At 45.6% G+C, this 26,471-nt stretch carries 27 protein-coding genes and 1 pseudogene; 12 read left to right on the plus strand and 16 right to left on the minus strand.

The genetic code is table 11. The features are described from left to right. Positions 1-655: 655 nt before the first annotated feature. Both N4J56_RS14820 and N4J56_RS14825 read left to right on the plus strand, forming a co-directional pair. Entirely contained in the window at positions 656-5,002 is a 4,347-nt protein-coding gene (locus tag N4J56_RS14820) for a caspase family protein (protein WP_317107144.1), read from the plus strand. Continuing rightward, positions 4,978-5,112 carry a hypothetical protein gene (locus tag N4J56_RS14825; RefSeq protein ID WP_317107145.1) on the plus strand — a complete coding sequence of 45 codons (135 nt, stop codon included), beginning with the start codon at positions 4,978-4,980 and terminating at the stop codon, positions 5,110-5,112. Before N4J56_RS14820 ends, N4J56_RS14825 begins: the two co-directional genes overlap by 25 nt. Here the strand turns inward: N4J56_RS14825 and N4J56_RS14830 are convergent. The 6 genes from N4J56_RS14830 to N4J56_RS14855 form a co-directional block, all read right to left on the minus strand. Further along, positions 5,091-6,272: a murein transglycosylase A gene (locus tag N4J56_RS14830; RefSeq protein ID WP_317107146.1), complete on the minus strand. Its 1,182-nt coding sequence runs from the start codon at positions 6,270-6,272 to the stop codon at positions 5,091-5,093. The genes N4J56_RS14825 and N4J56_RS14830 overlap by 22 nt on opposite strands. Positions 6,273-6,280: 8 nt before the next feature. Then, entirely contained in the window at positions 6,281-6,532 is a 252-nt protein-coding gene (locus tag N4J56_RS14835) for a hypothetical protein (RefSeq protein WP_015154090.1), read from the minus strand. Positions 6,533-6,846: 314 nt separating this feature from the next. Continuing rightward, entirely contained in the window at positions 6,847-7,848 is a 1,002-nt protein-coding gene (gene petA, locus N4J56_RS14840; RefSeq protein ID WP_317107147.1) for a cytochrome f, read from the minus strand. A gap of 10 nt (positions 7,849-7,858) precedes the next feature. Further along, positions 7,859-7,996 carry a hypothetical protein gene (locus N4J56_RS14845; protein ID WP_317107148.1) on the minus strand — a complete coding sequence of 46 codons (138 nt, stop codon included), beginning with the start codon at positions 7,994-7,996 and terminating at the stop codon, positions 7,859-7,861. Positions 7,997-8,002: 6 nt separating this feature from the next. Then, a complete protein-coding gene (gene petC, locus N4J56_RS14850) occupies positions 8,003-8,542 on the minus strand; it encodes a cytochrome b6-f complex iron-sulfur subunit (protein WP_317107149.1) in 540 nt (179 codons plus the stop codon). 88 nt (positions 8,543-8,630) lie between these two features. Continuing rightward, complete coding sequence (locus tag N4J56_RS14855) at positions 8,631-8,819, minus strand: hypothetical protein (RefSeq protein WP_317107150.1); 189 nt, start codon at positions 8,817-8,819, stop codon at positions 8,631-8,633. A 98-nt stretch (positions 8,820-8,917) separates the two neighbouring features. Here N4J56_RS14855 and N4J56_RS14860 point away from each other — a divergent pair, with 98 nt between their 5' ends. Further along, positions 8,918-9,226, plus strand: a complete 309-nt coding sequence (locus tag N4J56_RS14860) for a DUF3067 family protein (RefSeq protein ID WP_015154093.1) — start codon at positions 8,918-8,920, stop codon at positions 9,224-9,226. 281 nt (positions 9,227-9,507) lie between these two features. Next, positions 9,508-10,023, plus strand: a complete 516-nt coding sequence (locus N4J56_RS14865) for a PPC domain-containing protein (protein WP_317107151.1) — start codon at positions 9,508-9,510, stop codon at positions 10,021-10,023. Positions 10,024-10,076: 53 nt separating this feature from the next. On the opposite strand, the gene N4J56_RS14870 is transcribed toward N4J56_RS14865, so the two are convergent. Then, positions 10,077-10,985 carry a YihY/virulence factor BrkB family protein gene (locus tag N4J56_RS14870; RefSeq protein ID WP_317107152.1) on the minus strand — a complete coding sequence of 303 codons (909 nt, stop codon included), beginning with the start codon at positions 10,983-10,985 and terminating at the stop codon, positions 10,077-10,079. A gap of 207 nt (positions 10,986-11,192) precedes the next feature. After that, on the minus strand, positions 11,193-12,287 hold the full coding sequence (gene thrC, locus N4J56_RS14875; RefSeq protein ID WP_317107153.1) for a threonine synthase: 1,095 nt from the start codon (positions 12,285-12,287) through the stop codon (positions 11,193-11,195). A gap of 242 nt (positions 12,288-12,529) precedes the next feature. Here thrC and N4J56_RS14880 point away from each other — a divergent pair, with 242 nt between their 5' ends. Further along, positions 12,530-12,784 (plus strand): hypothetical protein, encoded by a 255-nt coding sequence (locus tag N4J56_RS14880; RefSeq protein WP_317107154.1) that lies wholly within the window; start codon positions 12,530-12,532, stop codon positions 12,782-12,784. Between the two features lie 2 nt (positions 12,785-12,786). Here N4J56_RS14880 and N4J56_RS14885 read toward each other — a convergent pair whose 3' ends face one another. Next, positions 12,787-12,927, minus strand: a complete 141-nt coding sequence (locus tag N4J56_RS14885) for a hypothetical protein (RefSeq protein WP_317107155.1) — start codon at positions 12,925-12,927, stop codon at positions 12,787-12,789. Positions 12,928-13,052: 125 nt separating this feature from the next. Here N4J56_RS14885 and N4J56_RS14890 point away from each other — a divergent pair, with 125 nt between their 5' ends. Together N4J56_RS14890 and N4J56_RS14895 are read left to right on the plus strand one after the other, a co-directional pair. Next, positions 13,053-14,252 (plus strand): homocysteine biosynthesis protein, encoded by a 1,200-nt coding sequence (locus N4J56_RS14890; protein WP_317107156.1) that lies wholly within the window; start codon positions 13,053-13,055, stop codon positions 14,250-14,252. Positions 14,253-14,421: 169 nt separating this feature from the next. Beyond that, the gene (locus tag N4J56_RS14895) at positions 14,422-15,192 is read left to right on the plus strand and encodes an IS1 family transposase (protein WP_317107157.1); all 771 of its coding nucleotides are present in this window, start codon (positions 14,422-14,424) and stop codon (positions 15,190-15,192) included. Between the two features lie 32 nt (positions 15,193-15,224). Here N4J56_RS14895 and N4J56_RS14900 read toward each other — a convergent pair. Beyond that, a pseudogene (locus N4J56_RS14900) lies at positions 15,225-15,536 on the minus strand (hypothetical protein); the annotation flags it as partial. Positions 15,537-15,628: 92 nt separating this feature from the next. Beyond that, the gene (gene pdxA / locus N4J56_RS14905; protein ID WP_317107159.1) at positions 15,629-16,840 is read right to left on the minus strand and encodes a 4-hydroxythreonine-4-phosphate dehydrogenase PdxA; all 1,212 of its coding nucleotides are present in this window, start codon (positions 16,838-16,840) and stop codon (positions 15,629-15,631) included. Between the two features lie 211 nt (positions 16,841-17,051). Here pdxA and N4J56_RS14910 point away from each other — a divergent pair, with 211 nt between their 5' ends. The 5 genes from N4J56_RS14910 to N4J56_RS14930 all read left to right on the plus strand — a co-directional run bounded on the left by N4J56_RS14910 (position 17,052) and on the right by N4J56_RS14930 (position 20,899). Next, a complete protein-coding gene (locus tag N4J56_RS14910; protein WP_106545156.1) occupies positions 17,052-17,162 on the plus strand; it encodes a PetM family cytochrome b6-f complex subunit 7 in 111 nt (36 codons plus the stop codon). Positions 17,163-17,333: 171 nt separating this feature from the next. Next, positions 17,334-18,314, plus strand: coding sequence for an SDR family oxidoreductase (locus tag N4J56_RS14915; RefSeq protein WP_106545150.1), 981 nt, complete (start codon positions 17,334-17,336; stop codon positions 18,312-18,314). Positions 18,315-18,499: 185 nt separating this feature from the next. After that, on the plus strand, positions 18,500-19,417 hold the full coding sequence (locus N4J56_RS14920; protein WP_039714256.1) for an NAD(+) kinase: 918 nt from the start codon (positions 18,500-18,502) through the stop codon (positions 19,415-19,417). A 144-nt stretch (positions 19,418-19,561) separates the two neighbouring features. Further along, positions 19,562-20,245 carry a response regulator transcription factor NblR gene (gene nblR, locus N4J56_RS14925; RefSeq protein WP_317107160.1) on the plus strand — a complete coding sequence of 228 codons (684 nt, stop codon included), beginning with the start codon at positions 19,562-19,564 and terminating at the stop codon, positions 20,243-20,245. A gap of 156 nt (positions 20,246-20,401) precedes the next feature. Next, complete coding sequence (locus tag N4J56_RS14930; RefSeq protein WP_317107161.1) at positions 20,402-20,899, plus strand: DUF192 domain-containing protein; 498 nt, start codon at positions 20,402-20,404, stop codon at positions 20,897-20,899. A 33-nt stretch (positions 20,900-20,932) separates the two neighbouring features. Here N4J56_RS14930 and N4J56_RS14935 read toward each other — a convergent pair whose 3' ends face one another. The 5 genes from N4J56_RS14935 to N4J56_RS14955 all read right to left on the minus strand — a co-directional run bounded on the left by N4J56_RS14935 (position 20,933) and on the right by N4J56_RS14955 (position 26,446). Continuing rightward, complete coding sequence (locus tag N4J56_RS14935) at positions 20,933-21,085, minus strand: hypothetical protein (RefSeq protein ID WP_317107162.1); 153 nt, start codon at positions 21,083-21,085, stop codon at positions 20,933-20,935. A gap of 38 nt (positions 21,086-21,123) precedes the next feature. Next, positions 21,124-21,696 (minus strand): hypothetical protein, encoded by a 573-nt coding sequence (locus tag N4J56_RS14940; RefSeq protein ID WP_317107163.1) that lies wholly within the window; start codon positions 21,694-21,696, stop codon positions 21,124-21,126. Positions 21,697-22,205: 509 nt separating this feature from the next. Beyond that, positions 22,206-23,198 carry an RNA polymerase sigma factor, RpoD/SigA family gene (locus N4J56_RS14945; protein WP_317107164.1) on the minus strand — a complete coding sequence of 331 codons (993 nt, stop codon included), beginning with the start codon at positions 23,196-23,198 and terminating at the stop codon, positions 22,206-22,208. A 531-nt stretch (positions 23,199-23,729) separates the two neighbouring features. After that, positions 23,730-25,466, minus strand: a complete 1,737-nt coding sequence (locus N4J56_RS14950; protein WP_317107165.1) for an ATP-binding protein — start codon at positions 25,464-25,466, stop codon at positions 23,730-23,732. Positions 25,467-25,654: 188 nt separating this feature from the next. Next, positions 25,655-26,446, minus strand: a complete 792-nt coding sequence (locus tag N4J56_RS14955) for a glutathione S-transferase family protein (protein ID WP_317107166.1) — start codon at positions 26,444-26,446, stop codon at positions 25,655-25,657. Positions 26,447-26,471: the final 25 nt, after the last annotated feature.

Here is a 26,471-nt window from a genome sequence, read left to right on the forward strand (position 1 = left end):
AAAAAATATATTAGAAAATATTATCAAAAACAGTCCGTTGCAGAGAATCATTTTATAATAATTTTATTATTACATCAACTTTTCTTTGCTCGCATTGTATCTTTTTAACTAATATAATTTTTTGTATGCGCGTCATATCCTCATGACATGAATTTCGGGCTGACAGATTCATCTCGCTAGGCTACTAATTGATTTAACGCATCCTAGTATTTTCACGTCTAAAAAAGATTAATAATGTAACTTCGCTTTTAGTTCTTAGTCTGGGAATTATAAAACGGATAAGTCAGTAAATTTGGTTAAATGTAAAACATCTGTCTCAGTTGTTTCATGATTGCATAGAGTAGATGTCTCTACTAAACCTCTTGCACCTGTAGGTTGCCTACTCTAGAGGTTTGAACCCCATATATGTCTACTTACTTAACTGAGAGTAAAAAAAGAAGATAGTAAGCTGTACTATCTTCTTTTTTTAGCACCGTATAAACGATCGCAATTTTCGACCGTAATATAATTTCATATTTTTTTAATCTAAAAACGCAATATTTGCGAAAGGCTTTTCCGTAAAAATTAGAGTGGCTAGTGAATATTAATTTTAAACTGCGGACATGCGATCGCAATTTGTTTTAATAATTCTTCCAATCATCACTGCATTAGAAAAATGGCATTAGAATGGGCAGCTCAAGTTATTGGGATTAATTACTATCCAGATTACATTAATTTAAAACCGCTAACCGCAGCATCGGAAGATGCGGAAAAAATTGCCGAACAATTAGAACAATACGGTTATAGAACCTTTCGCGTTCAGCGTTTACCTAAAACATCAAACCAAAAAGGGGAAAGTGAAATTGATTATCAAGGAGCGGTAAAAGCAAAAGAATTGCGAGAAGCAATTGCTAATCTTTTAAATCCCCCTCTTCCAAACCCGATCCCAGAAACAGCTTTATTTTTCTTTTCAGGACATGGATGGTATCACACTATTAATGGAAAAAGGGAAGTTTTTTTAGCGACTAGCGACGCATTCCCTGAAGAAAAAATTTATGGTATATCCCTAAGTTGGCTAGGAGAGCAATTACAAAAAAGCCAAGTTAAACGAGTTATTGTTTGGCTAGATTGTTGCTATAGCGGTGAGTTGATTAAATTTGTTCCCACAGATAAAGACTACTGTTTAATTACCGCTACCCGTTCTTATGAAACTGGAGTAGAAATTCTCCACGAACAGGGATTGCTGACAAAATACTTACTTGAAGGATTAAATCCTCAAAACGATCCAGATGGAATTGTGAATAGTTATAAATTGGCAGCTTTTATTCAAAAGCAAATGGCACAAACAGGTCAGTGTCCCTTAATTGCCAATTCTAACCGAGCAATCCCGCTAACGACTGAATTACCTCAAAAAAGCTTTCAAGATAAATGTCCCTATCGTTCTCTATCGTATTTTAGCGAGAATAAAGAAGACGCAGAGGTTTTTTATGGGCGGGAATTACTGATAAAACAGTTAATTCAAAAAGTAGAAAATAAGCAGCGTTTGATTGCTGTAGTAGGAGCTTCTGGTAGTGGAAAATCCTCTTTATTACGAGCTGGATTACTTTATCACTTAAGGCTAGGGCAAGAAATTCCAGGTAGCGATCGCTGGATATATATTACTCCCTTTACTCCAAAAGAAACTCCAATCAAAAGTTTATTGGCAGCTTTTTCAAACTCATTTCCCGCTTTGTTCTCGCAGCAAAAGACAACGACAAATATTTTGCATATTTTGATCGAAGAAATAAAATCATTAAATACACCTACTGTTTTAATTATCGATCAGTTTGAAGAATGCTTTACCATGTGCGATGAAAGCAAGCAGGAAGAATTCTTTGATTGTTTGGGGGAACTAATTGACGACGTAGAAACAATTTGTATTTTAATTGGAATGCGATCGGATTTTCGGGGAAGATTGCGAGAATATCCTCAATTAGCCGAAAAAATTCATAAACCTTTCATTGTCGAACATTTAAACCCTCAAGAAATTGAAGAAGCTATTACTAAACCTGCCAATTTAGTAGGATTAGGTATAGAAGGAACGTTGAAACAGCAGCTAATCAACGATGTTGAAGGTTATTCTGGGAGCTTGCCCTTATTGCAATATACCCTAACAGAATTATGGCGGGAGTCAAGAAAGCAAGGAGATGAGTTTCTCCGCCTAGAGATCTATCAAAATTTAGGTGGCATTGAGGGAACGCTACAAAAACGGGCAGATGAAGTTTATCACAGTCTTTTAGCAGCAGAAAAAATTGTGGCGCGGCGAATTTTTCTAGAATTGACTCAAATTGGAGAAACAACAGATACACGGCGGCGCGTGCGTTTACAAGAGATGGTGAATTCCCACCATTCTCTCGATCTGCTGCAACGAGTGAGTGAAAAGTTAGCTGATAAAGATGCACGTTTAATTACAAAAACAGACGATCTCGACTCTCAAGAAATCGTTTTAGATGTCGTTCACGAGGCTTTGCTGCGCTACTGGACGCTGTTAAATGAGTGGAAAAGAAAATATCAAAACGCGATCGTTAGCGAACGCAAAATTGAAGCTGCTGCACGGGAATGGCAGGAGAACGATCGCGAATCTGAATACTTGCTTCAAGCAACAAGACTAGGTTTAGCAGAGGAGTATTTAATCAGGTACGGCAGTTTGGGAATGTTGAATGGGATAGCAGAGGAGTATATTCAGGAAAGTCAAAAACTACGCGATCGCAAACTTCAAGAAGAAGAAAGCCGCAGACAGCAAGAACTAGAAACAGCACAAAAAATAGCACAAGCCGAAGAAAAGGCACGTCAAGCAGCAGAACAACGTGCAGAAGAACAAGCCAAGACTAACAAAAAGCTTCGTCGGATTAGGGCAATTTTGATAATTGTATCTGTATCGGCTATAGTTGCCGCAGGAATTAGTATATTTTCTTGGCACTATGCTAAGAGACAGGCAACCAATGCCGAATTAGGAGAAAAAGTTACCAAAATAGATTATTCACTAAAAACACAGCCTGTAGAGCGATTAGTTCTTGCCATTCAAGCAACTGGACAGAGTTTATCAGAGCTGAACAGAGTAACGTCTAGAGTAACGACTGCCGTTGAATCTAGTTTATTGCAAGTTCTCCAAACCGACATCAGAGAACGAAATCGGTTGAGTTCGGGTTGGGCTGCTGCTATTAGCCCCGATGGCGCGACAATTGTTACAGGTAGCTCAGACAGGAATTTACAATTATGGGATCGTAAAGGACAAGCGATCGGCAAACCGTTTGTCGGACATACAGATTCTGTTCAGTCGGTCGCTTTTAGTCCCGATGGCAAGTCGATTGTCAGTGGTAGTAGGGACAGCAGCGTGCGCTTATGGAATCTGCAAGGAAAACCAATTGGCGAACCGTTTGTCGGACATACGGGTTTTGTCTACTCAGTCGGCTTTAGTCCCGATGGCAAGTCGATTGTCAGTGGTAGTGGTGACAATAGCGTGCGCTTATGGAATCTGCAAGGAAAACCAATGGGCAAACCGTTTGAAGGGCATAAAGGTTTTGTCTACTCAGTCGGCTTTAGTCCCGATGGCAAGTCGATTGTCAGTGGTAGTGGTGACAACAGCGTGCGGTTGTGGGATCTGCAAGGAAAACCGATCGGCAAACCGTTTGTCGGACATAGAAATTTTGTCCAGTCGATCGCCTTTAGTCCCGATGGTAAGTCTATTGTTAGTGGCAGTGGTGACAACACCCTGCGCTTGTGGAATTTGCAAGGACAAGCGATCGGCAAACCGTTTGTCGGACATACAAATTATGTTTTGTCAGTTGCCTTTAGTCCCGATGGCAAGTCGATTGTCAGTGGTAGCAATGACAACAGCGTGCGTTTATGGGATTTACAAGGAAAACCAATTGGCAAACCGCTTGTCGGGCATACACAGCGTGTCTACTCAGTCGGCTTTAGTCCCGATGGCAAGTCGATTGTCAGTGGCAGCGACGACAACAGCGTGCGGTTGTGGGATCTGCAAGGACAAGCGATCGGCAAATCGTTTGTCGCACGTACCAATTCTGTCTGGTCAGTTGCCTTTAGTCCTGATGGCAAGTCGATTGTCAGTGGTAGTGGTGACAATAGCGTGCGGTTGTGGAATTTGCAAGGACAAGCGATCGGCAAACCTTTTGTCGGACACACAAATTCTGTCTGGTCAGTTGCCTTTAGTCCTGATGGCAAGCACATTGCTAGTGGTAGTAATGACAACACCCTACGTTTGTGGAATTTGCAAGGACAAGCGATCGGCAAACCTTTTGTCGGACATACAAATTATGTTAACTCAGTCACTTTCAGTCCCGATGGCAAGTCTATTGCTAGTGGTAGTGGTGACAACACCCTGCGCTTGTGGAATTTGCAAGGACAAGCGATCGGCAAACCTTTTGTCGGACATACAAATTATGTTTTGTCAGTCGCCTTTAGTCCTGACGGCAAGTTTATTGCTAGTGGTAGTGATGACAACAGCGTGCGTTTATGGGATCTGCAAGGAAGACCGATCGGCAAACCGTTTATCGGACATACAAATTCTGTCTGGTCAGTCGCCTTTAGTCCCGATGGTAAGTTTATTGTCAGTGGCAGTGATGACAACACCCTGCGCTTGTGGAATTTGCAAGGGCAGCCGATTGGTAAACCATTGGTAGGACATACGGATTCTGTTTTCTCAGTTGCCTTTAGTCCCGATGGCAAGTCGATTGTCAGTGGTAGTCGGGACAACACCTTGCGCTTATGGGATTTGCAAGGGCAACTTATGAGCATTCTTCAAGGACATGAGAATACAATATTCTCAGTCGCCTTCAGTCCCAATGGTAGGTACATTGTCAGTGGTAGCCAGGACAACACTTTGCGGTTGTGGGATCGAGAGCTTAAGGTCGAACAGTTGCTCAAAATAGCATGTAACCAACTGCGCGAACATCCCGTGTTAGCTAAAGATAAAGATGCTAGTGATACTTGTCTGAGATGGGGTGGCTGGAACGATCGCTAGAAAACAGAATTTCAGGCGAGGCGCGATCGGGCTTAGTGAGCGATCGCTTGAAGATCGATAAAATTGCGATCGCCCTACCTCTTCTCTCTTACTGTTTCAGCAACAAATAGTAGAGGTGTCCCCGACTACCTGTCACCCCAGCGCGATCGCCTGCACGTTGCCCCGTACCCATGAAATAATCTACCCTACCCGGTCCCTTGATGGCGCTACCAGTATCCTGATCTAATACGTAGCGGCTAACATGCCGATACTCTAACTGACCGAAATTACTGGCGAAAGGCAATTCAGTTTGCATCAATGCTAACGCGCCAGGAGGCATTAGAGATTTATCCGTCGCGATCGAACGTTCTGCTGTTACTGGTACTCCCAAACTACCAGTTGCAGGTGCGCCATGAGTTTCGCGAAAGAAGACGAAACCGCGCACGCGGGGGATATAGTTACTCAGTTCCTCTGGATACCTGCGGAAATAATCGATCATCACGGGTAAGGTTAAACCGCTTAAAGGCAACTTGCCGTCTTTTGCGAGTTCCTTACCAAGACTGACGTAGGGATGGGCTGTTTTGCCAGCATAACCGAGAGTTATCATCTTGCCATCTGGAAGCAGCAAACGGGCAGATCCTTGAATTTGGACTAACAGTGCTTCTAGGCGATCGCGCAGCCAGACAATTTCTAGCCCTCGCAACCGATTTTTCGATCCCGACAAGCCATCTTTACCTTCTAATTGCCACCGAGTTAAGCGTTGCAATTTAGCAAAATTAGGAGGTAGACGATAAAGGGGATAGCGAAATTCTGCGGTGGGGACGCGACTGGCTAAATATATCGGTTCGTAATATGCCGTAAATAAGACTTCTCCCCTGCCATTGCGCCCAGAGGATTGATAGAAATCAAATTCGCGCCTGACTGCGGCTTGTAGTTCGGCAGGAGTACGAGATTTCACGACTAATTGCCGAAAGCGCACTAAACTGCGCCAAACGCGATCGCGGGTAATCCCTTTAATTGGATACTTGCGATATGCCCTCGCCGCTGCTGGCGATTGAATATACTTCAAACTATGGTCGATCGATCGTAGTAGCGATCGCCAGTCTCCTGACTGCCCGTTTTCACCCCAGATTTGCTCGTCTAATCCCAAGAGATCCGGCTGACAGCATTCAACATTTTTTTGTTGTGTCACGCTCAACAAACGCGGTACTGCACGGGCGACGGGTGACACGCTAGTAGCAAGAATTGTAATCCCCACACCAAGGGCGATTGAAGCTATCTTCTTTCTCATGCCTCTGACTAAAATCTTTCTACACTAGAACTAAACATCGGTTCTACTCGAATTGCCAAGATGCGTGATGGACGCACCACCATGTACTCACCCTGAATATTTTTAATCGGGACGCTGATAAAGTCATTAGAAGCGGCTTTCGGTGACAGTTCGTTACCAAACCACTTCTGGAAATCTTGCACGTCGGTAAACCGAATTTCTTCTCGGTGTCCGCCTTCCATTAAAATGTGTACCGCATATTCGCTTGGATTTCTAGGCATACTGTCTCAAAATTCTCAAACTCGTTCAGTCAATTGTCAACTACTTTTCACCAAAATGAGAATAGTAGCGCATTATAAGTTTTGAGTGTAGTGAAAATATTTATGTGACAAATATTTAACTTTTATTAAAGTGATTTCAAAACTTTAATCGTTCGATTAATTCAATTCAATGATAATGTTGCGATCGCAGCAATCTGTATGTCTGTTGCCACAAAAAAAGACAGACATTATGCCTGTCTCATCAGTTATAAAACACAAGCAAAATGCCTGTCCTACACGAAAGTAATTCTGGTTTTGCCAGATGATACCTTGACTTAGAAATTCATTTCAGCCGCTTGGACTTTTTCTACCTGCTTTTTCTTCAGTACTAGTAGAACTTGACACAACATAATTGCTGCCAAGAATGCCAACAACCACTGTACTCTGGTAGAGCTTTGTAGCACGATTTCACCGTCATCTTGACCGAAGCCACCTACATTGGGGTTATCGGTCAGAGCATCGCCAGCTGCAACTGTTTGCCCTTCAGAGACGATAAAAGCAGGACCAGCCGGAACGGTGTCAACCTTTGTTTCTCCAGACTCAGTCTGGATGCTAACTTCGTATTTGGCGTTACCGTATTCATCTTCCACTTTGGCAATTTTGGAAATCGTGCCAGCAGCAGAAGCAGTATAAGCAGCATTGTTGCTCTTTTCGCCAGTGGGGTAGACTTGACCGCGCCCTCTGTTACCACCGACGTGAACGGGGTATTTACCAAAATGAACGCTCTTGTCTTTAGCTGGGTCGGGCGAAAGGACTGGGAAGACAATTTCTTGATATTGTTCGCCAGGAAGGGGTCCGACGATGACCACATTTTCTTGGTCTTCGCTGTAGGGTTGGAAATAAAGATCGCCAACTTTCTCCTTCATTTCCTCAGAGATGCGTTCGGGGGGAGCAATTTTGAAGCCTTCTGGTAACATCAAAACCGCACCAACCTGAAGCCCACCTTTGGAGCCATCGGCAACAACTTGTTGAACGTTAGTGTCGTAGGGAATTTTTACTACTGCCTCAAACACGCTATCGGGTAATACCGATTGCGGTATTTCTACTTCTGTTGGTTTTGCCGCTAGGTGGCAGTTAGCACAGACAATACGTCCGGTTGCTTCTCTAGGACTTTCAGGATAAGATTGCTGCGCCCAGAAAGGATAGGCAGCAGCCGCTTGTGGCAGGGCAAAATCGCTAGAGAAGAAAAAGGCTACTGTAGCGATCGCCACCAGCACCATTTTGGCGATCGCTCTAGCACTGCAAGACCATCTTGCTCGGATCGAAACTCTTTTCATCGGCAGACAACTAATTAAAACTAGGGGTATGGGTTAGCGAGTGGTGAGTGGTGAGTGGTGAGTGGTGAGTGATGAACAAACTTTTTCTTCCCCTGCTCCCTGCTCCCTGCTCCCTGCTCCCTAACAAAACTAATACGTTACGAACCACAACGAGTTAAGCCCACCAAGGATCTTCCCCAGTGCGGAAGTCAGTTTCCGTCCAAGGCATCAGTAAAACTTTGTCGTCTTGAACTGCGGTGTGAACCAGTGCTAACGACAGAGGTGCGGGACCGCGCACGACTTTACCCGTATTATCGTACTGGGAACCGTGGCAAGGACATTTAAACTTGTTTTCTGCTGCGTTCCAAGGCACGACGCAGCCTAAGTGGGTGCAGATAGCATTTAAACCATATTCGCCTATAGAGTCTTTGCTGTCTACGATCAAGTAAGTGGGGTCGCCCTTCAGTCCTTGAACCAACGAGCGATCGCCTGGATTACGGTTGGCAGTAAACTGACTCACGCTCACTTCATTACCGAGTTCGTCTTTTGCCGTTACACCCCCACCTGCACCACCAGCAGCAGGCGGAATAAAGTACTTGACTACTGGGTACAATGCTCCTAATGCAGTACCTGTGATTGTCCCAAAAGTCAATAAGTTCATGAATTGCCGTCGCCCCATTCCTGGGACATCCATTGATTCAGAAATCTGAGCCATAACTTTTCTTTTGCGCTTTTACCTTTGTTTACAACCCTCTTCACAGTGACCAGCGACCAGCGACCAGTTATCAGTTTTTAGGTTTTTCTCAGTGGGAGTCAGATTTTTCCACAATCCTAAGCGTAGTACGTTTGAGGCAAATTCTAAATTCCCCTCTGAAACTTTTGGCGATCGATCGCTGTAAAACTAGTAACTGTTCCGAAGACTGCCCTGTCATCCACAAACATGATAGAATTCCTCTGCCAAGGATGTTGCCAGCCTTGATGAGAGCAAACATTACATTTCTTTATATTGGTATCATACCTGAGTAACGTAGCTTTACCCTGTAACGAAATGTGAAGGCGACAGCAATATAGGCAATACATTTTAAGACTTATGACTGGAGAAGATTTACGCCAGCTGTTGCTGAACAAGTGGGGGCGCTCTTATGACGTGCAGCTGCGCCGTACTCAGGGCAAGATTTTTCTACAGGTAATGTGGAAATATCTCGAACAAGCCTCGTTTCCGTTGTCGGAGGCAGAGTACAAAGCCCATTTAGACTCGATCGCTAGTTACTTAAACGAGTTTGGCGGGGTAGGACAGGTACGGACATATATTACTCAAACTCGCGATCGTCCTCGATTGGGTAAAGCTGTCAGCATTCCGCTCGATCTGGGCGAACGGGCTTCAGAGTGGCTGTTGTAACTAGGGGTGTGGGGTGGGGTGTGGGGTGGGGTGTAGGGTGTGGGGGTGGGGGTGGGGTGGGGTGTAGGGTGTGGGGTGTGGGGTGTAGTGGATTGTTAACTGGTCACTGGTCAGGAGTCACGGGCACTGATAACTGCGCTCGTGCGCTCCCTGCTCCCTGCTCTCTTCTCCCCTGCTCCCTGCTCGTGCGCTCCCTGCTCCCTAATAACTGACTCTTCACAAGATTCTAGAGGACAACTATAATAGTCGGGTTTAGCTGTTCTGCTGGAATCTGGCGCTGCATGATCCTAAAGGCTGTTGTAGTTAGAGTAAGCCAAGTACTCATCCCTGCTACCTGTGTGGCGATCGCCATGGGAATGAGCGCCGTTGTTGTTGCCCAATGCAGCCAGTGCAAGCTTTATAATCCTATTGCCTTGCCTACCAATAACCAGATCGACGATACTTTATCGGAAAAAGATATTCCCACGGGTCAGGGAGGATTTGCCCGCGATTACGTGATGGAATTTAAAGAGGGTGAAAGTGTGGCGATCGATCTTGCCTCTGAGAGTTTTGACGCAATCTTGACGCTACTTGCTGAAGATGGTTCTACAGTGGCAGAAAATGATGATGGTCCTGATGGCAGTAACAATGCTTTATTGTTCACGCGAATTGCTAAAACTGGGAGATACATCGTTCGCGTGCGAGCGTTTGGGGAAACTGGAGTTGGTAGCTTTCGTCTCAAAGTGACGCGGCTGCAACCAGTATCGTCCGACCGTCGCAATCCGCTCATACCAAAGTTACGTCAAATTCTTAAGTAACAGTTATCAGTTATCAGTTATCAGTTATTAGAAATTGGTAGTAATGTTAAAATTTAATTTTGAACTGAAGCTGATTGTTTAGCAACCTGGGAACCCGATCGCATTCGTTCTCCTACCGTTACGTTGAGTTGATCTCCTACTAATAATACTAGACCGCTCATGTAGAGCCAAAGCATTAAAACAATGACTGCTCCAATTGCGCCGTAAGCTTGGTTATAATTCCCAAAATTAGCTACATAAAGTCGGAAACCAGCAGAAACTAATGCCCAAGAAACAGCAGCTAATACGGCTCCTGGCATCAGCGGCATTCCAGGGTTCCAAATGCTCGGTCCATAACGGTAGACAAAACCAAAAGCAGCCGCTACGATCGCTAGGGCAATGGGCCAGCTTAAAAGTTGCCAAATAACTAATAAGAACCATAACCGATTTTGGCTTTTCAATACAAAAAAATCTAACAGCCAGTCGCTAATAAACACTAAAAAAGAAGCTACAACTAATAGTAAAATTGTTCCAATTGTCAATCCTAGAGAGACGAGTTTTGCTTTCCAAAATGGACGCATTTGTTCTGGGGGAATTTCATGAATGCGATCGAGTGCGGTCATTGCTGCGCTTAAAGCTCCAGAGGCAGCCCAAATTGCTACGATAAAACTAATCGAAAATAAACCCGTATTTCTCGTTTGAGTAATTTGTTTAGAGAAATCCCGAATTAGTACCATCGCCTCATCTGGTGCGACTTGACTCAATTGACTTGCTAATTCCTTAAAGGTAGATTGCAGGGATGCTTCAAATAAACCGATCGCGGTAATGACAGCAAGAATTGCCGGAAACAAAGACAGCATCGCATTATAAGCAATTTCTGATGAAAGTCCAAACAGACGACGTTGCCCAACGCGAGCCACTGTTTTTGTCAAAGTCTTCCAGTTGAGATAGCGGAAGAAGCGAAAAAAACGAGTTGATAGCATTTAATGTAGTCGTGGCAGCTACGATTCATTCCACCATCTGCCAAAACTAACAGCTCCGTCTAGCGACGGAAGATAGATTTACTATTGGTAATTGGTAATTGGTAATTAGCAGTTGTTAGTTGTTGGTAAACGCTGCGCTACACTCCGTGAAGACGGTTGACGGTAAATGCTGCGCTACACTCCGTGAAGACAGTTAGCTGATAACTGTTAAAATCCCATCACCTTTGCTACTGATTCCAGCGTCGGCTCAATTCCTTGCTTAAAGCTGTTTTGGCTGTGGTTGATGGCTGTGTCTGGGTCTTTCAAGCCGTTTCCGGTTAAAACGCAAACAACGGTTGCACCACTAGGAACTCGATCTTTCACCTTGAATAATCCAGCCACAGAAGCAGCACTGGCGGGTTCGCAGAAAATGCCTTCTTCGGCAGCGAGAAAACGGTATGCGTCCAAAATTTCGGCATCGCTGACAGCATTAAATTCTCCCGCACTGGCTGTTTGTACCGCGATCGCTTTTTGCCAGCTGGCGGGGTTGCCAATGCGTATAGCTGTAGCAATTGTCTCGGGGTGAGTTACGGCTTGTCCCGTGACTAAAGGAGCAGCACCAATTGCTTGAAATCCCATCATTTTAGGTAGGCGATCGCACTTTCCTAAACTGTGGTATTGACAAAATCCCATCCAATATGCAGTGATGTTCCCTGCGTTGCCTACGGGAATGCACAACCAGTCGGGGGCGTTGCCCAAATTGTCAACGATCTCAAATGCTGCGGTTTTCTGCCCTTCTAAACGATAGGGATTGACCGAATTCACCAAATTCACTGGATAAGTCTCTGCCATCTCGCGCACAATTTCTAGGGCGCGATCGAAGTTGCCTTTGATTGCTAGTATTTCTGCTCCATACAGCAAAGCTTGTGCTAGTTTTCCTAGAGCAACGTAGCCATCGGGAATTAAGACGAAAGCTCGCATTCCGCCACGCCGCGCATAAGCCGCTGCTGCTGCTGAGGTATTGCCCGTACTGGCACAAATGACAGCTTTGGCTCCAGCTTCTTTTGCTTTGGAGATTGCCATCGTCATGCCTCGGTCTTTGAAGCTACCCGTTGGGTTTAAACCATCATACTTAACGAGTACGCGCACCTGTCTGCCAATTTGAGCCGCGATCGCAGGGGCGGGAATTAAGGGTGTGTTCCCCTCTAATAAGGTGACAACTGGAGTTTGGTCGGTGACAGGCAAATATTGCCGATATGTTTCTATCAGTCCAGACCATTTTTGGCAATTTGATGATGTATTAGCAGACAGGCTTATAGTCACGGGTTCGGAATGCAACAGATTTGGAATGCAAAGAGGGTAGTTTTTATACCCAATAAAGCTATCCCGCACGAGGCAGAGGTAAAGCTTCTTACCTCTAGTCTACCCTCACGGTAGCTGCTTCACATCATCAACTTCCAATTGCCAGTTCTAAAACCGCCACAGTTTAATTTTGTGGTCGCCCCCAGATCGGTATAGAATATTGAAATCGGTGTGAGTAGGCAAAAATAACTACTGAGTTTCAGATGTCAACCAGTCCATCAAGTGTAACCCGCGCTCAAGCAACAATTGGCTCTTATCAGGCTGCGATCGAAAGCTCGGATGCATCGACTCACAGCACCCAAGCTAGAGAGATAAAAAAACCACCTTACCAGCAAGAGCGGCTGGTCGAATTTCTCCAGCTCAAAGCAGAAATTGAGTCGCTGTTGGAACATTTACAAAGTATGAAGCAGCAGAACTCGGAATTGTCAGAAGAGTTAGCAGTCACAAAACGCCTGTAGTTTCAAGCCTGTAGTTTCAAACCTGTAGTTTCAAGATTGCGTATTTGCCATTTGGCGAACGGACGAGGAATCGCTATTTCTCGTTCTTTAGTCGTATGCGTGCTTGTTCGGTGTGCTGTTAGGGTAATTTGCATTAGATTCATTGCTAGGTAGCGCGATCGTTTTTTCTGGCGTAGTCTTGATAAATCAGCGATCTAAGAGTTCTTAGTTGTTGGTTGTTAGTTAACTGTTCACTAGTCACTGGTCACTGGTCACTGGTCACTGCCACATGCGATCGCTTGCTGAAATTAACGATAAAATTAGCCGCAAACATGCTGTTGTCTTAACGGTAGAAGAATTAAAAGCACGGGTGGTAGAGGTAGGCATTACCCAAACAGCCAAAGAAGTTGATGTCGTTACCACTGGCACATTTGAGCCAATGGAGTCTTCTGGAGCAATCATCAATCTGGGGCATACCGATCCACCAATTAAAATTCGGCGCTGCTGGTTAGATGGCGTGCCCGCTTACTCTGGTTTCGGGGCGGTGGATTTGTATTTAGGCGCAACGCAAGCAATTGAAGCCGCAGACGGAGAAGAATCTCGTCTGAGTGTCAGCGAACCTAAAACGCAGATAGTTAAAGGTGGCGGACACGTTATTGCTGACTTAATTGCTGGTAAAACAGTCCAGTTGCGTGCTGTAGGACAGGTAACGGATTGCTACCCCAGAGCTAACTTTGAAACAACAATTAGCCGCGAGACGATCAATCAGTTTTATTTATTTAATCCCCGCAATCTCTATCAAAATTTTATTGTTGGAGTCAATGGTGGCGATCGCCCCTTGTTTACCTATCTCGGTCCTTTACAACCCCGCTTGGGCAATGCAGTTTATTCCAACCCTGGCGCTATTTCCCCTTTATTCAACGACCCAGACTTGCAACTGATTGGCATCGGTACGCGCATATTTTTAGGTGGCGGTGTTGGTTACATCGCCTGGGAAGGAACGCAGCATTTTCCCCTCCAAAAACGCTTACCGAATCAAACCCCCATCGGTCCCGCCGCCACTTTAGCTCTGATTGGCGATGCCAAGCAAATGAATCCTCAGTGGGTGCGCGGTTGTTATTTCAAAAGCTACGGTCCTTCTTTGATGCTGGGTGTAGGCGTACCCTTACCAGTTTTAACTGAGACAGTCGTTGCTAACTGTGCCGTGCAAGATAGAGATCTGGTTGCACCGATTGTAGACTTTTCCATCCCCCGCCGCGTGCGTCCGACTTTTGGGCTAGTTAGCTACGCTCAACTCAAATCTGGACGGATGGCGATCGATGGTAAGTCTGTCAGAGTTGCTCCCTTGGCAAGCATAGCCTTATCCCGGCAAGTTGCCAGGGAGCTGAAACAATGGATTGAGGCTGGAACGTTTACCCTCACCGAACCAGTTGCACCGATTCCTAAAGAGCGTTCCTTCCTCCCTCAAGATCGGTGGACGGAGTTTTAGTAGGGGTATTTAGCAAATCGCCAAATTTCAAAGTGTTATGCCGCTAGTACAAAATCGACATCATTTGTACCGCTGGTTTCCGACTGTCCCGATTTAATTTGGGTAATGTTATCGATTTGTGGATAGACTAAGAGTAAAGGAGCAAAATCTAGGAGTAGGCTAGTTTAGTATGACAGTTTTAGTGGCGGTTCGTTGTCCCCATTGCCAAAGTAGTGAAGTAGTTAGGCATGGAAAATCAACTAATGGCAAGCAACGCTTCCGTTGTCTGGAACCAGAATGCCCATATCAGACTTTTAGCTTGAACTCTGCTTACCCTGGACGGAACCGAGAAGTAAAGCAGCAAATAGTGGAGATGACACTCAATGGGAGTGGAGTAAGAGATATTGCCAGGGTTTTGCGTATCAGCACCTCAACAGTTATTCGGGAATTAAAAAAACTCGCTTACCTCAAACCCGTTAACCAAAAGCTATTAAGCCAACTCCAGCCAGAGCAAGTCGAGGTAATATTTGAAAAAGTAGAAGTTGAATCAGAACTTGGGATTGAGGAATCCGAGCTAGATGAAATGTGGAGTTATGTAGGCAAGAAAACTAATCCCAGATGGTTATGGCATGCAATTGACCGCCGAACTGGTCAGGTCTTAGCGTATGTATTCGGTAGGCGTAAGGATGAAGTGTTTCTTCAACTCAAAAGGCTACTTGAACCCTTTGGTATCAAAAAGTTCTGTACTGATGCATGGGGTGCCTACCAAAGACATCTACCAGCACAAATGCATGAAGTGGGTAAACGGAAGACTCAAAGGATTGAGCGCAAACATCTTCGACTCAGAACTAGAATCAAGCGACTTGCGCGTAGGACTATTTGTTTTTCCAAATCTGAGGAGATGCACGATTTAGTGATTGGTCTATTCATCAATTGCTATGAGTTTGGACTACCAATTTAGGGACAAACAACAAATTGACAACATCACCTGATTTTTTGCTGTTTGTTATCGTAAGCCCAAATTACCACGTATTGTTTACCCTGATAATCAAATACTTTTGGCGGACGATTGGGCGTGTAACGACCGGGAGTACCAAAACTTTTATCGAGGAATGCTTGAACCGAACTGGGTTCTACAGTCGCGTAAGCCACCTCCTCAGCCGAGGTTGCCTCAGCATCGCCTTGGTTGGCATCTACGACTTCTTGACCGCGATTCTTGAAATAGTCAACCGCTACTTTAGTGCCAATTGCGCCAACAGCAGCGACTCCAGCGCCGATTAGTAGGTTACGAAGTTGATTGCTCATGATTTCTTTGATAATCTACTGCGATCGCGATAAATACTATCAGACTGTTGGTAGATTACAAAACCGTGGCATCTATCTTGGGATGTATCTTACTAATTGGTAATTGGTGACTGGTAGTTGGTAGTTGGTGTGGCACTGTTTCTGGTGTGGACTAATTCCGTAGCGAGTTGAATTGCGGCTTTCATGCTGGTTGAGTCGGCAATACCTTTGCCAGCAATATCAAAAGCCGTGCCGTGATCGGGTGAAGTGCGGATGAAGGGAAGACCGATGGAAGTATTAACGGCGCGATCGAACGCCATCAGCTTAACTGGAATGAGTCCTTGGTCGTGATAAAGTGCCAAGTACGCATCAGCAGGATGGTAATTGGTAATTGGTAATTGGTAATTGGTATTTTTTTCCCCATCCTCCTCAGCTCCCCTGCTCCCCTGCTCTCTTCCCCCTGCTCCCTGCACCGAAGCGCTCCCTGCTCCCTTCCCATACCACGCCATCCCTGGCTTAACCCACATAGTATCGGGTGGTAGCAAGCCTTCTAGTTGAAGATTGGGGTGATTTTGACGTTCTGCTTCCAGCCAAGAATTTAACCAGTCAACTTCTTCTCGTCCTAGTTGTCCCTGTTCGCCGCTGTGGGGGTTTAAACCCGCGATCGCAATTCTTGGTTGTTCTACACCAAAATCCCGTTGTAAGCATTCCACTAGCAGATCTAGCTTGCGAGTCAACAATTGTGGTGTGAGTGCCTCTGAGACTTGGCGCAAGGGGATATGGGTGGTTGCCAAAAGAGCGCGTAGCGTCCAGCCAGTATGAGGCGATCGCGCGACGAATAGCATCCCAAATCGTTCGACTCCAGCTTTTTCGGCAAGTAATTCCGTTTGTCCTGGATAATCGTATCCTGCGGCTTTCCATGCTGATTTGGCAATCGGTGCTGTTACGATCCCGTGAAAATCTCCCGCCACAGTTCGGGCGATCGCCGTTTCTAAATAAGCAAAACTCATCGCTCCGCTAGCCGCATTACCCGTACCCTGCTTGACTGCGCCTACCATTTCCCTCACAGCTTCCACCTCAAGAATTTCTAATTCATTTGGGTGGATATAACTATCTAACGGACAATAAGGACTTTGACGTAATCGAGCGTGAGTATCTAGCAGAACTTGCTTGTTACCAACTACCGTAATTTGACAAGCTGCCCATAATTGTCGGTCTGCCAAGGCTTTCAAAATTACCTCCGCACCAATTCCCGCCGGATCTCCTATGGCAATTGCAATACGGGGGCGATCGCTTGTTTTGTAGGTTGTCGTTGAGATATCCATACTAGCGGTGCATAGTCATTTGTGAGTGGGTAGTGGCTAGTGGTTAGCAGCTAGTGGGCTAGCATCTGAATTCTTCATCTAGTTACTAGTCACTAGTCACTGAGAGCCGATCGCTGGTGAGTGTCCAAGCCGAGCGCGAAATTGTTTTAAAATACTTTACACTAGGCTCACTGCAATCTTGAGCAAGCAACACGTTAGGAGAATTGTCGCCATGAGCGAAATGTTTACTGCTGCTATCTTATCCTTCAGCTTAATCTTCGTCGGTATAGTTCTAGGTTATCTCCTACTCAAGATCCAAGGAGATGAAGAAGAAGCTCTGTAGTCGGGAGTCGGGAGTCGAGGGAGAAGAAAGACAAGTAGACAAGTGACAACTTACCAACTCTCGCCTCTCGCCACTTCTTTTCACGACTCACTAATTTTCGTAACCTTTCTTAATAAACCGATTTTTGTTACCATTCTTTTAATAAAGCTTAAGAATCGTTACTAATCCCTCATGAATATCTTGATTGTCGGTGCTACTGGCACCTTGGGAAGACAGGTAGCTCGTCGTGCTCTCGATGAGGGGTATAAGGTGCGCTGTCTCGTCCGCAGTCAAAAAAAAGCTACCTTTTTAAAAGAATGGGGTGCTGAACTTGTCTCTGGCAGCCTCAGTCAACCGGACACTCTACCAGCCGCTCTGGAAGGGATGGATGTGGTGATTGACGCTGCTACAGCAAGAGCAACAGATAGCTTGAGTATCAAGCAGATAGACTGGGATGGTAAGGTAGCGCTGATTCAGGCAGCAAAAGCTGCTGGTGTCGATCGCTACATTTTCTTCTCTATTTTAGAAGCAGAGAAATATCCCCAAGTGCCTCTGATGGAAATCAAGCGCTGTACGGAGCTATTTTTGAGTGAAGCGGGGATGAATTATACTATCCTGCGTCTTTGTGGCTTCATGCAAGGCTTGATCGGTCAGTACGCAATTCCGATTTTAGAGGGACAAGCAATTTGGGTGACGGGTGAATCTTCTCCCGTTGCCTATATGGACACCCAAGACATTGCCAAATTTGCCGTTCGCGCTCTCTCCGTACCAGCAACAGAAAAACAAACTTTTCCTGTAGTTGGTTCCCGCGCCTGGAGTGCAGAAGAGATAACGAGTTTGTGCGAACGATTGACTGGAAAACCAGCAAAAGTGTCTCGTTTGCCAGTCAACTTTTTGCGCACGATGCGGCACGTCACGCGGTTCTTCCAATGGGGATGGAATGTTGCAGATCGTTTAGCATTTGCTGAAGTACTCGCAACTGGCGTACCTCTGACAGCTCCTATGGATGAAGTCTATCAGACCTTTGGGTTAGACCCCCAGGAGACGACGACTTTAGAAAGCTACTTGCAAGAATACTTCGGACGGATGCTGAAAAAACTCAAGGAATTGGAATACGAAAAAAACAAAACTAAGAAAAAAACAGCCAAAATCCCCGTTAAAAAGAGTAACTAGTACCATTTGGTCATCAGTCATCTGTCACAACTCATGAGTGTTAAACAATTGACGAATGACAAATGACGTAGGGCGTAGACACCCGAAGGGTGGCTTCTCGAAGAATAGCCCTTCTCGAAGGGTATGACAAATAACGAAAAAATGTGCAACGATCTAGCTAAAGTGCTGCAACCTTGACTACAAACGTGCCGAAAGCAGGCATTATTTATAACGACGTTAAACCCATAGCACAGCGGGTTGCTATTGAGTTGAGTGACAAACTCACCGCTGCTGGATGGGATGTTTGTATGACAACTGGCGTGGGAGGAATGTTAGGGTATTCTAATCCCGAAAGTCCTGTCTGTCACACCCCTATTGAAGGACTGACACCACCTGGTTTTGATTCTGAGATGAAGTTGGCGTTCGTGCTGGGTGGAGATGGTACAGTGCTTGCAGCGGCGCGCTTGGTCGCTCCGAGTGGTATTCCCATACTGTCGCTCAACACGGGTCACATGGGCTTTTTAACTGAAGCTTACTTGAACCAACTGCCCCAAGCGTTGGAAAAAGTTTTAGCGGGCGAATACGAAGTTGAAGAACGAGCCATGCTAATGGTAAAAGTCTTGCGTGGCGAAGACGTTTTGTGGGAAGCCCTATGCTTAAACGAAATGGTGTTACATCGAGAACCATTGACGTGTATGTGCCATTTTGAAATTGCTGTAGGTCGTCATGCGCCAGTAGATATCGCCGCTGACGGAGTAATCGTTTCTACGCCAACTGGTTCGACAGCCTATTCCCTGAGTGCTGGAGGTCCAGTTGTCACCCCAGGCGTGCCAGTACTGCAACTCGTCCCAATTTGTCCCCATTCTTTGGCTTCACGAGCGTTAGTGTTTCCCGACAGCGAACCTGTAACAGTCTATCCCGCTGGCGCGACGCGCTTAGTTATGGTGGTAGATGGCAATGGCGGTTGCTATGTCTTTCCAGAAGACAAAGTATACTTGGAACGATCGCCTTACTCGGCTAAGTTTATTCGCCTGCAACCACCGGAGTTTTTCCGCATCTTACGAGAAAAATTGGGCTGGGGTCTACCTCATATTGCAAAACCAACTTCGGTAGAATTACCTTAAATGAGGGAGTCGGGAAAGATAGTGGTGCGTGGTGCGTAGTGAGCGATCGTTCTCCCTCAGCTCCCGATCGCTCCCTCAGCTCTCTTTTACCACTGGTTCGCGATCGCTCGCTACTCCCTGCTCTCTTCTCCCTGCTCCCTTGTTATGAACGACCATCGCCCCTGTGTATTAGCGATCGTGCCAGATGAAAGTTTGGCGGCGCAGTTAAATTTGGATCTGCGGGAATCTGGCTACGAACCAATTGTCGTTCACGATGCTGCAACGGGAATCGATCGCAGCCGCGATCGCCAACCAGATTTAATCGCGATCGATCGAATGCTGGGGGTAGAATCGGGATTGACAGTTTGTACTAGTTTGAGACGGATGGGTACGCACGTACCAATATTAGTCTTGATGGCGCGAGATACAGTTGACGATCGCGTTGCTTGTTTGGAAGCAGGAGCAGATGATTACTTCCTCAAACCCTACCGCACGGAAGATTTTTTACGGCTCGTTCGGCTCTATTTGCATCCCGATCCGGCTGGTACAGAACAGTTAAGATTTGGAGATTTAGTTTTGGATCTGGCAACTCGTCGCGCCTTGCGCCACGGGCGTGCTATTGATTTAACTATGAAAGAATTTGAACTGCTCAAGTATCTCATCGAACATCCTAGAGAAATTTTAACGCGCGAGCAAATTTTGGAAAATGTTTGGGGTTATGATTTTATGGGCGAATCTAACGTGATTGAGGTTTACATTCGCTACTTGCGTCTCAAGCTCGAAGATGAAGGACAAAAGCGATTAATTCAAACCGTGCGCGGTGTTGGATACGTGTTGCGAGAAGCTTAATGAGGAGTGAGGAGTGAGGAGCGAGGGAAGGGAAAAAGAAGACAAGGGGACAAGGGGGACAAGGAAGTAGAGGGAGCAGTGACCAGTGACCAGTTAACAATCCACTACACCCCACACCCTACACTTCACTGATAACTGATAACTGATAATTGATATATGAGTCAATGGCTGGGAATAGTAGTAAGTTTTCTGTTGCTAGGATGTACGCCGATAATCGCCACAGAACCAATGCATGTAGTTCAAGCGCCAGCAAAAGAGGTGAGAGGGCAGAACTTACCAATTTCAGCTTATGCGACGATCGCGGGGCGGAGGTTTGAGTTAGAAGTTGCGAAAACACCACAACAGCAGCAAACCGGATTAATGTATCGTACGAGTTTGGCAGATAACCGAGGTATGTTGTTTGTCTTTGAGTCGCCGCAACCAACTCGATTTTGGATGAAGAATACTCTGATTCCCCTCGATATGATTTTTCTGCGGGAAGGACGAGTCATGGCAATTGAGGCTGACGTTCCTCCATGTAAAACGACGACTTGTCCGACCTACGGCACTGATACGGAGATTGACAAAGTTCTCGAACTCCGCAGTGGAATGACGGCTCAAATTGGCTTGAAAGTCGGCGATCGCGTTGAAATTCAGTATCTCAGCGCGGGATAGGTGATAAGGTTGGTTATTTTTCTCTTATTCCAATTAGTTGAATTGTGCGATCGCTGGCTTTGCTGTCAAGAGCAACCATAGACAAGCTAGAACTAAAATAAGAATTCCACTAACTAAGCGCAAAAGCAGTTTTGCAGCTATTTTTGTGTTAGGCGATCGCATGGCAAAATCCAGTTGTTCAAACACATTCGAGCTTAAATATAAATTCAGTAGCGAATTCATTATTAATAATTGTGCTGGCAAGCAGTAAGAATGCGGCGATCGTTGTCAGTAATATTTTGTAATTGATAATAGTTTTGCAACCCTACTGCATAGGGAGATGATATTTGACTGTAATCATCTTCTATTTGTGAATTACCTACCGCAGCTACTTGTGCCGCATCAGCTTCCGAATTAGCATCTGAGGCAACTGTTACAGATAGTCGATCTGATTTTAGAGAACCTGCAAAACAGCTAAACTCTGATTGTGGTAAATAAAACGCTCCAGTCACTTTACCCTGTCGCATTTCAAAGATCATATACTCTTGTCCGAGCTGATTTGTTCGGGGTGATTGACCGTATAAATATATTCCGTCTGCTGTTGGTAGCTTTCCTTTTGGATTGACGACGCTATCTTTTTTGGCAATTTTAACCGGAGTGGACGTCACTCTTGAAGCGAGGGGATCGGGCTGGCGATCGCTACTGGTAGCTGCTGTAGGATCGAGCGCCATCAATGTTACTAAAGCAGATAGCACAAATTTTAGCTGCCCGAGTTTATGATTGAAGCGATCGCAAATATAACAAATAGAATTCTTCACTGTGCCTCCTTTGAGGGGCTTCTATATATAATATTGGCAGCAGCTATTAAAGAAAATATAGATAATTACTGAGTGTCACTGGTTCTTTCAAAGGTCTGAAATTTCTCTCGTGCTAGGTATAACTAGCAAACAAGAAAATTCAATTCAAAACCTTTGCTAGTATGAGTTTGACTTACGTTTCTACTTTCTTCATACAGACAAAAATGCCTCCTGCGTCCGGGAGGCGTTCTTGCTATATAGCGAATATTTGTTTGTAAAGTAAAGATCCTACAAGCACGTACAACCTTTACATGGGATGAATACTGTTAACTAAACTAGCGCCACCTAAATAGATTGTAATCTAAATTACAAACAAAAGCACTAGTATGTGGAGACAGAGATAGGGGCGGGTTTAGTCAATCAATCGACCACCAAAACCGTCAATTTTTGCTCAAAACCCGCCCGTACAAAAGTCAAAAGTCAGCAAGCTAAATTTAGTAGAGGCGCGACACACTGCGCCTCTACTAAATTTAGCTGGCGATGTATTCTTGCACGTTAGCGCGACGACGACGCAGGTGCGCTAAAGCTTGATGTTCGAGTTGTCTAACTCGTTCGCGGGAGAGATTGAGTCTTTCTCCAACTTTAGCTAAAGAAAGTTCATTGCCATCCTGCAAGCCAAAGCGTAGATTCAAGACTTCTCGCTGTTGTGGAGTTAACTCTGACAGCAGGGTATCCAAGTCTTGACGCAAAGATTCCTGAGTCATGTAGTTTTCCGGCGATATGCCGTCATCTTCCAGTAAGTCTTGCAACTCTGTATCTTGGTTGTCGCCGACGCGGACATCCAATGAAACTGGTTGACGGGCAAGGTTAAGATACTCCCGAATCTGGGCTGGTTCCAACTCCAGTGCTTCGGCAATCTCAACCGCATTCGGGCTACGTCCTAAGCTTTGCGCTAGTTCGCGCTGCACTTTCTTAATCTTGTTAAGTTTTTCGGTGATATGGATGGGTAAACGAATCGTCCGCGCTTGTTGGGCAATGGCGCGAGTAATCGCTTGACGAATCCACCAGTAGGCGTAAGTGGAGAACTTGTAACCGCGAATGGGATCGAATTTTTCGACTCCGCGTTCCAGTCCCATTGTTCCTTCTTGGATCAAATCCAAGAATTCCATGTTACGCTTCTGGTACTTTTTGGCGATCGCGACAACTAACCTTAGGTTAGCTTCAATCATCTTCTGCTTAGCCCGCTGTCCCTTACGCATGAGGTCGTTGAGTTCGGCTTCTGACGTGTTGACTTTAGCCGTCCATTCTTCCATAGTTGGTTCGCGGCGTAGCTTCTTGACTAAAGCTTCCTTAGCATCCAGCAGCGCCATCATTTGCTGTACCTGTTTGCCGTAGACAATCTCTTGTTCCCTAGTCAGCAATGGCACGCGCCCGATCTCGCGCAGATAGGTCCGTACCATATCAGCCGTGAATCTGGTATTGTTATTTTCGGTGGTGGTTGTGGTGGTGTTTTCGGTGGGCATTTGTGCGTTGTCTACTCCGTAAACAAAACGAATGCTTAATGGCTGGACGGCTGCAAGAAGTAATCAGTTATCCCTACTTGGAGGTTATCCGAGTAGATTGGGATTAACATCTGACGGAAGATGTAGAGACGTGGATTGATTTTAGAAAGTTTCTCCTACCGCCGAGATCGATCGGTTCAGAATTGATAAGTGGTTAGCAAACCCTTAGTCTCTATCTGGGCTTGGCTCCGTTTGCCTATCTCTGCCAATAACTTAAAGTCAGTATGAGTTTACTCTTACTCTCATCTTAGAATAGATCCCAGGTTACGTAAAGCCTTATTTGGGGCTTACACTAGAACCATTCCGACAATCTCGCGCAGTGTTTTGCTTATCCACTTCGACCAAAAGCATTTTTATTGGGTATGTTATATATGATGACATCACTCCCTCTGCCGCAGGTTCCGGATATCCGAACTGCAACAGATGAAGTTTTGGTGTAGATTCCGAATACATTTTTTTTCGCAGAGACGTTACCTGCAACGTCTCTACAAATTAAAAACCTAAATCAGCTTTAGCGAGTTCGGCGGCGGCGAAAACTTCATCGTCAGGCTTTTCTTCCCAAGCAACATCACCAATTTCCGTATAAAATTTCTCGTCATAGGGACGGGTACGAACCACGACTGGCATGGGTACGGCATGACCGATAATCAGAGCTTGTTGCTTAGAATCAAGTTTAGCCAAAACCGATCGCAAGCTTTGCCCTCCAGAAACTCCCGTGAAGATGGCATCGATGTCTTTTTCGTCGTTGAGTAAAGCTGTGATCCGCGTACCGATCTGAGACATCACCTCATTATCAATTCCAGAGGGGCGCTGGTCAACCACTAACAGCGTAACGAAGTACTTACGCATCTCTCTGGCAATGATTCCAAAAATAGTTTGGCGGACGGTGGCAGGGTCAAGAAAGCGATGTGCCTCTTCGATTGTAATCACTAATTGCCGGGGGCGATCGCAAGGATTTTTGGTCTGCAAAAATTTCTCAGCTTGGTGGACGTAATGTTGGTGAATCCGGCGTGAGATCAAATTTGTTGCCAGCATGTACGACAGCATATTCGATTGCGCACCAAACTCGATCACAACATGCTTACCAGCCGTTAAGGAATCTAAAATTTGTTTAATATAATTTTGCGGGCAGACAGGGCGCATGTATTTCATGTCTTCTAGGCGATTCAGCTTACGCTGCAACGCCATAATTGACGATTTGTTACCCCGCTTTTCTTCGCAGAAAAACTGAATTTCCTCGTTTGTCATGCTTAAGAGTTGGCTAATCCAAGCATTACCAAACTCGTTACGTAAAATAATTGCATTTTCCAAGCTGGCTTCAGACAGATTTAATTCATCTCGCACCAGCATCAAATCTTCAACTTCAATTTGGTCGTAGCTGAGGTAAAGTTCTTGGGCATCCCGCACACCTCGCCGCCTAGTGGATGCGGGGTCAAGCGTGTAGATTTGTACCTGACCTGGGAATAGCTGTCTCAAGCCTTTAACGGTGCTGAATTGCTTGCCTTCGCGCACTGCTTCCCAGCCATATTCCGAGTGCATGTCGAAGATCAAGTTAACTGCTGCTTGCTTGCGAATGATGCCGCACAGCAGCAAACGGGTGAGAAATGATTTCCCCGTCCCAGACTTACCGAATACACCGTTGCTGCGCTCTACAAAGCGGTCTAAATCGATGCAAATGGGAACATCCATATCCAACGGTTGACCGATGGCAAAATTGCGGCGGTGGGGGTCATCTTCCCAGCCAAAGACAGCGCGGAAATCTCGTTCGCTAGCATCGTACACCTGGCTGAAGTGGCGGGGAATTGTTTTGACTGGCATCAGTTCGATGCTACTGCTACTTTGCGGCTGATAGGATGCCAATCCATTTTGCCCGTTCGAGTCGTTTTTTTTGCTTTGTATAGACGTGCCGTTGGTTGTCTCGGCATACTCTTCGGGAGTAAACATCAGCATGGGAGCAAGTTCGATCGTCCCATACGTCCCGCTACCAGCTAACACTTCCCGTAAAAAATCATCGTCTGGATGGGGGGGGTTGGCAACAATTCTGTTGCTAGAAGTACCGAGCGATACATCTGTCAGCATACAGAAAAAACGCGATCGCGCCCCTTCAACAACTAGAAATTTTCCCACCCGCATGTCTTCCACCGAGACATCTGGATGGAGTCTTACTTCTAAGCCTTGACTGAGAGAACCTTGGATAACGGAACCCAAGGGTGGTTGCGCCGAATTCATAGTATTAATGACGGCAAAATTTGCAATTTCCCTTGGCTTATCTTATGTCGAATTTTCGATCGTGGCTACAAAATTAGGGGTGAGGAGTGAGGAGTTAGGGGTGAGGGGGCAGACAAGGGGGATAAGGGAGAGACAGGGTGAATTTAATTTTGAATCCCAAATTCCTCTCACTCCTCGCTCCTCGCTCCTTAGTCAATACTGATAGAAGTCGGTGCTGAGGGTGCAGTATTGTAGCTGAAGGTAGATTTGCGGTATTGGGCGTAGAGGCGATCGCGCCAAGTGAAAAATGGCTCGTATATAATGCTGTCAGCTAATCCTGGGATACCTTTTCCTTTTACGGCTGGCGGGAGGTCGAGGTAAGGTCCATCAGGGAATTTAATCAGCATGGACAAGCCTGCAACGGCTAAATCGGCTAAGCAAGGTTCGTCACCCAGCAAGTAGGGACGTTCTACTAACAACAAACATAGTGCTTCTAGGTCTTGTTTCAAGTCGGTCGTGGCAGATTTAACGCTATCAGGACCAGAACCTACGCCAATTCCCAGGACTTTGAGTAATTCGCTGGGAATGAACTCGACTAAACTTTTGACAATATCGGGAGTAGTCTCTGGGAGGAGAGATTTACGAAAACCTTGATCTTGGCTAATTGCACCAAATAGCGCTTGACGGCTTTTAATTCCAATGGATGAGTCTGCCCATTCCTCCATTATTAGGCATAATGCTCGTTGAACTGGATCGCTAGGGAATAGGGGTCTATCTGGATATTGGCGATCGAGATACTTAGCAATTTCGGTAGAATCGGCTACAAATGTACTGCCATCTTTCAGTACGGGGACTTGCCGTTGTCCCGACATGCGGAATAGCTCTACCTGTCCTATACCTGGCGTGATTTCAACTTTACGGTACTCTAATCCTTTGTAATCTAGAATTAAACGCACCTTTTCTGAGTACTGCGATAGCTCGAATTGATACAGTTCTATCATTTGCCTGCTCCTTGAAACAGTTATC

This window comes from Chroococcidiopsis sp. SAG 2025 (assembly GCF_032860985.1).
Lineage (GTDB): Bacteria > Cyanobacteriota > Cyanobacteriia > Cyanobacteriales > Chroococcidiopsidaceae > Chroococcidiopsis.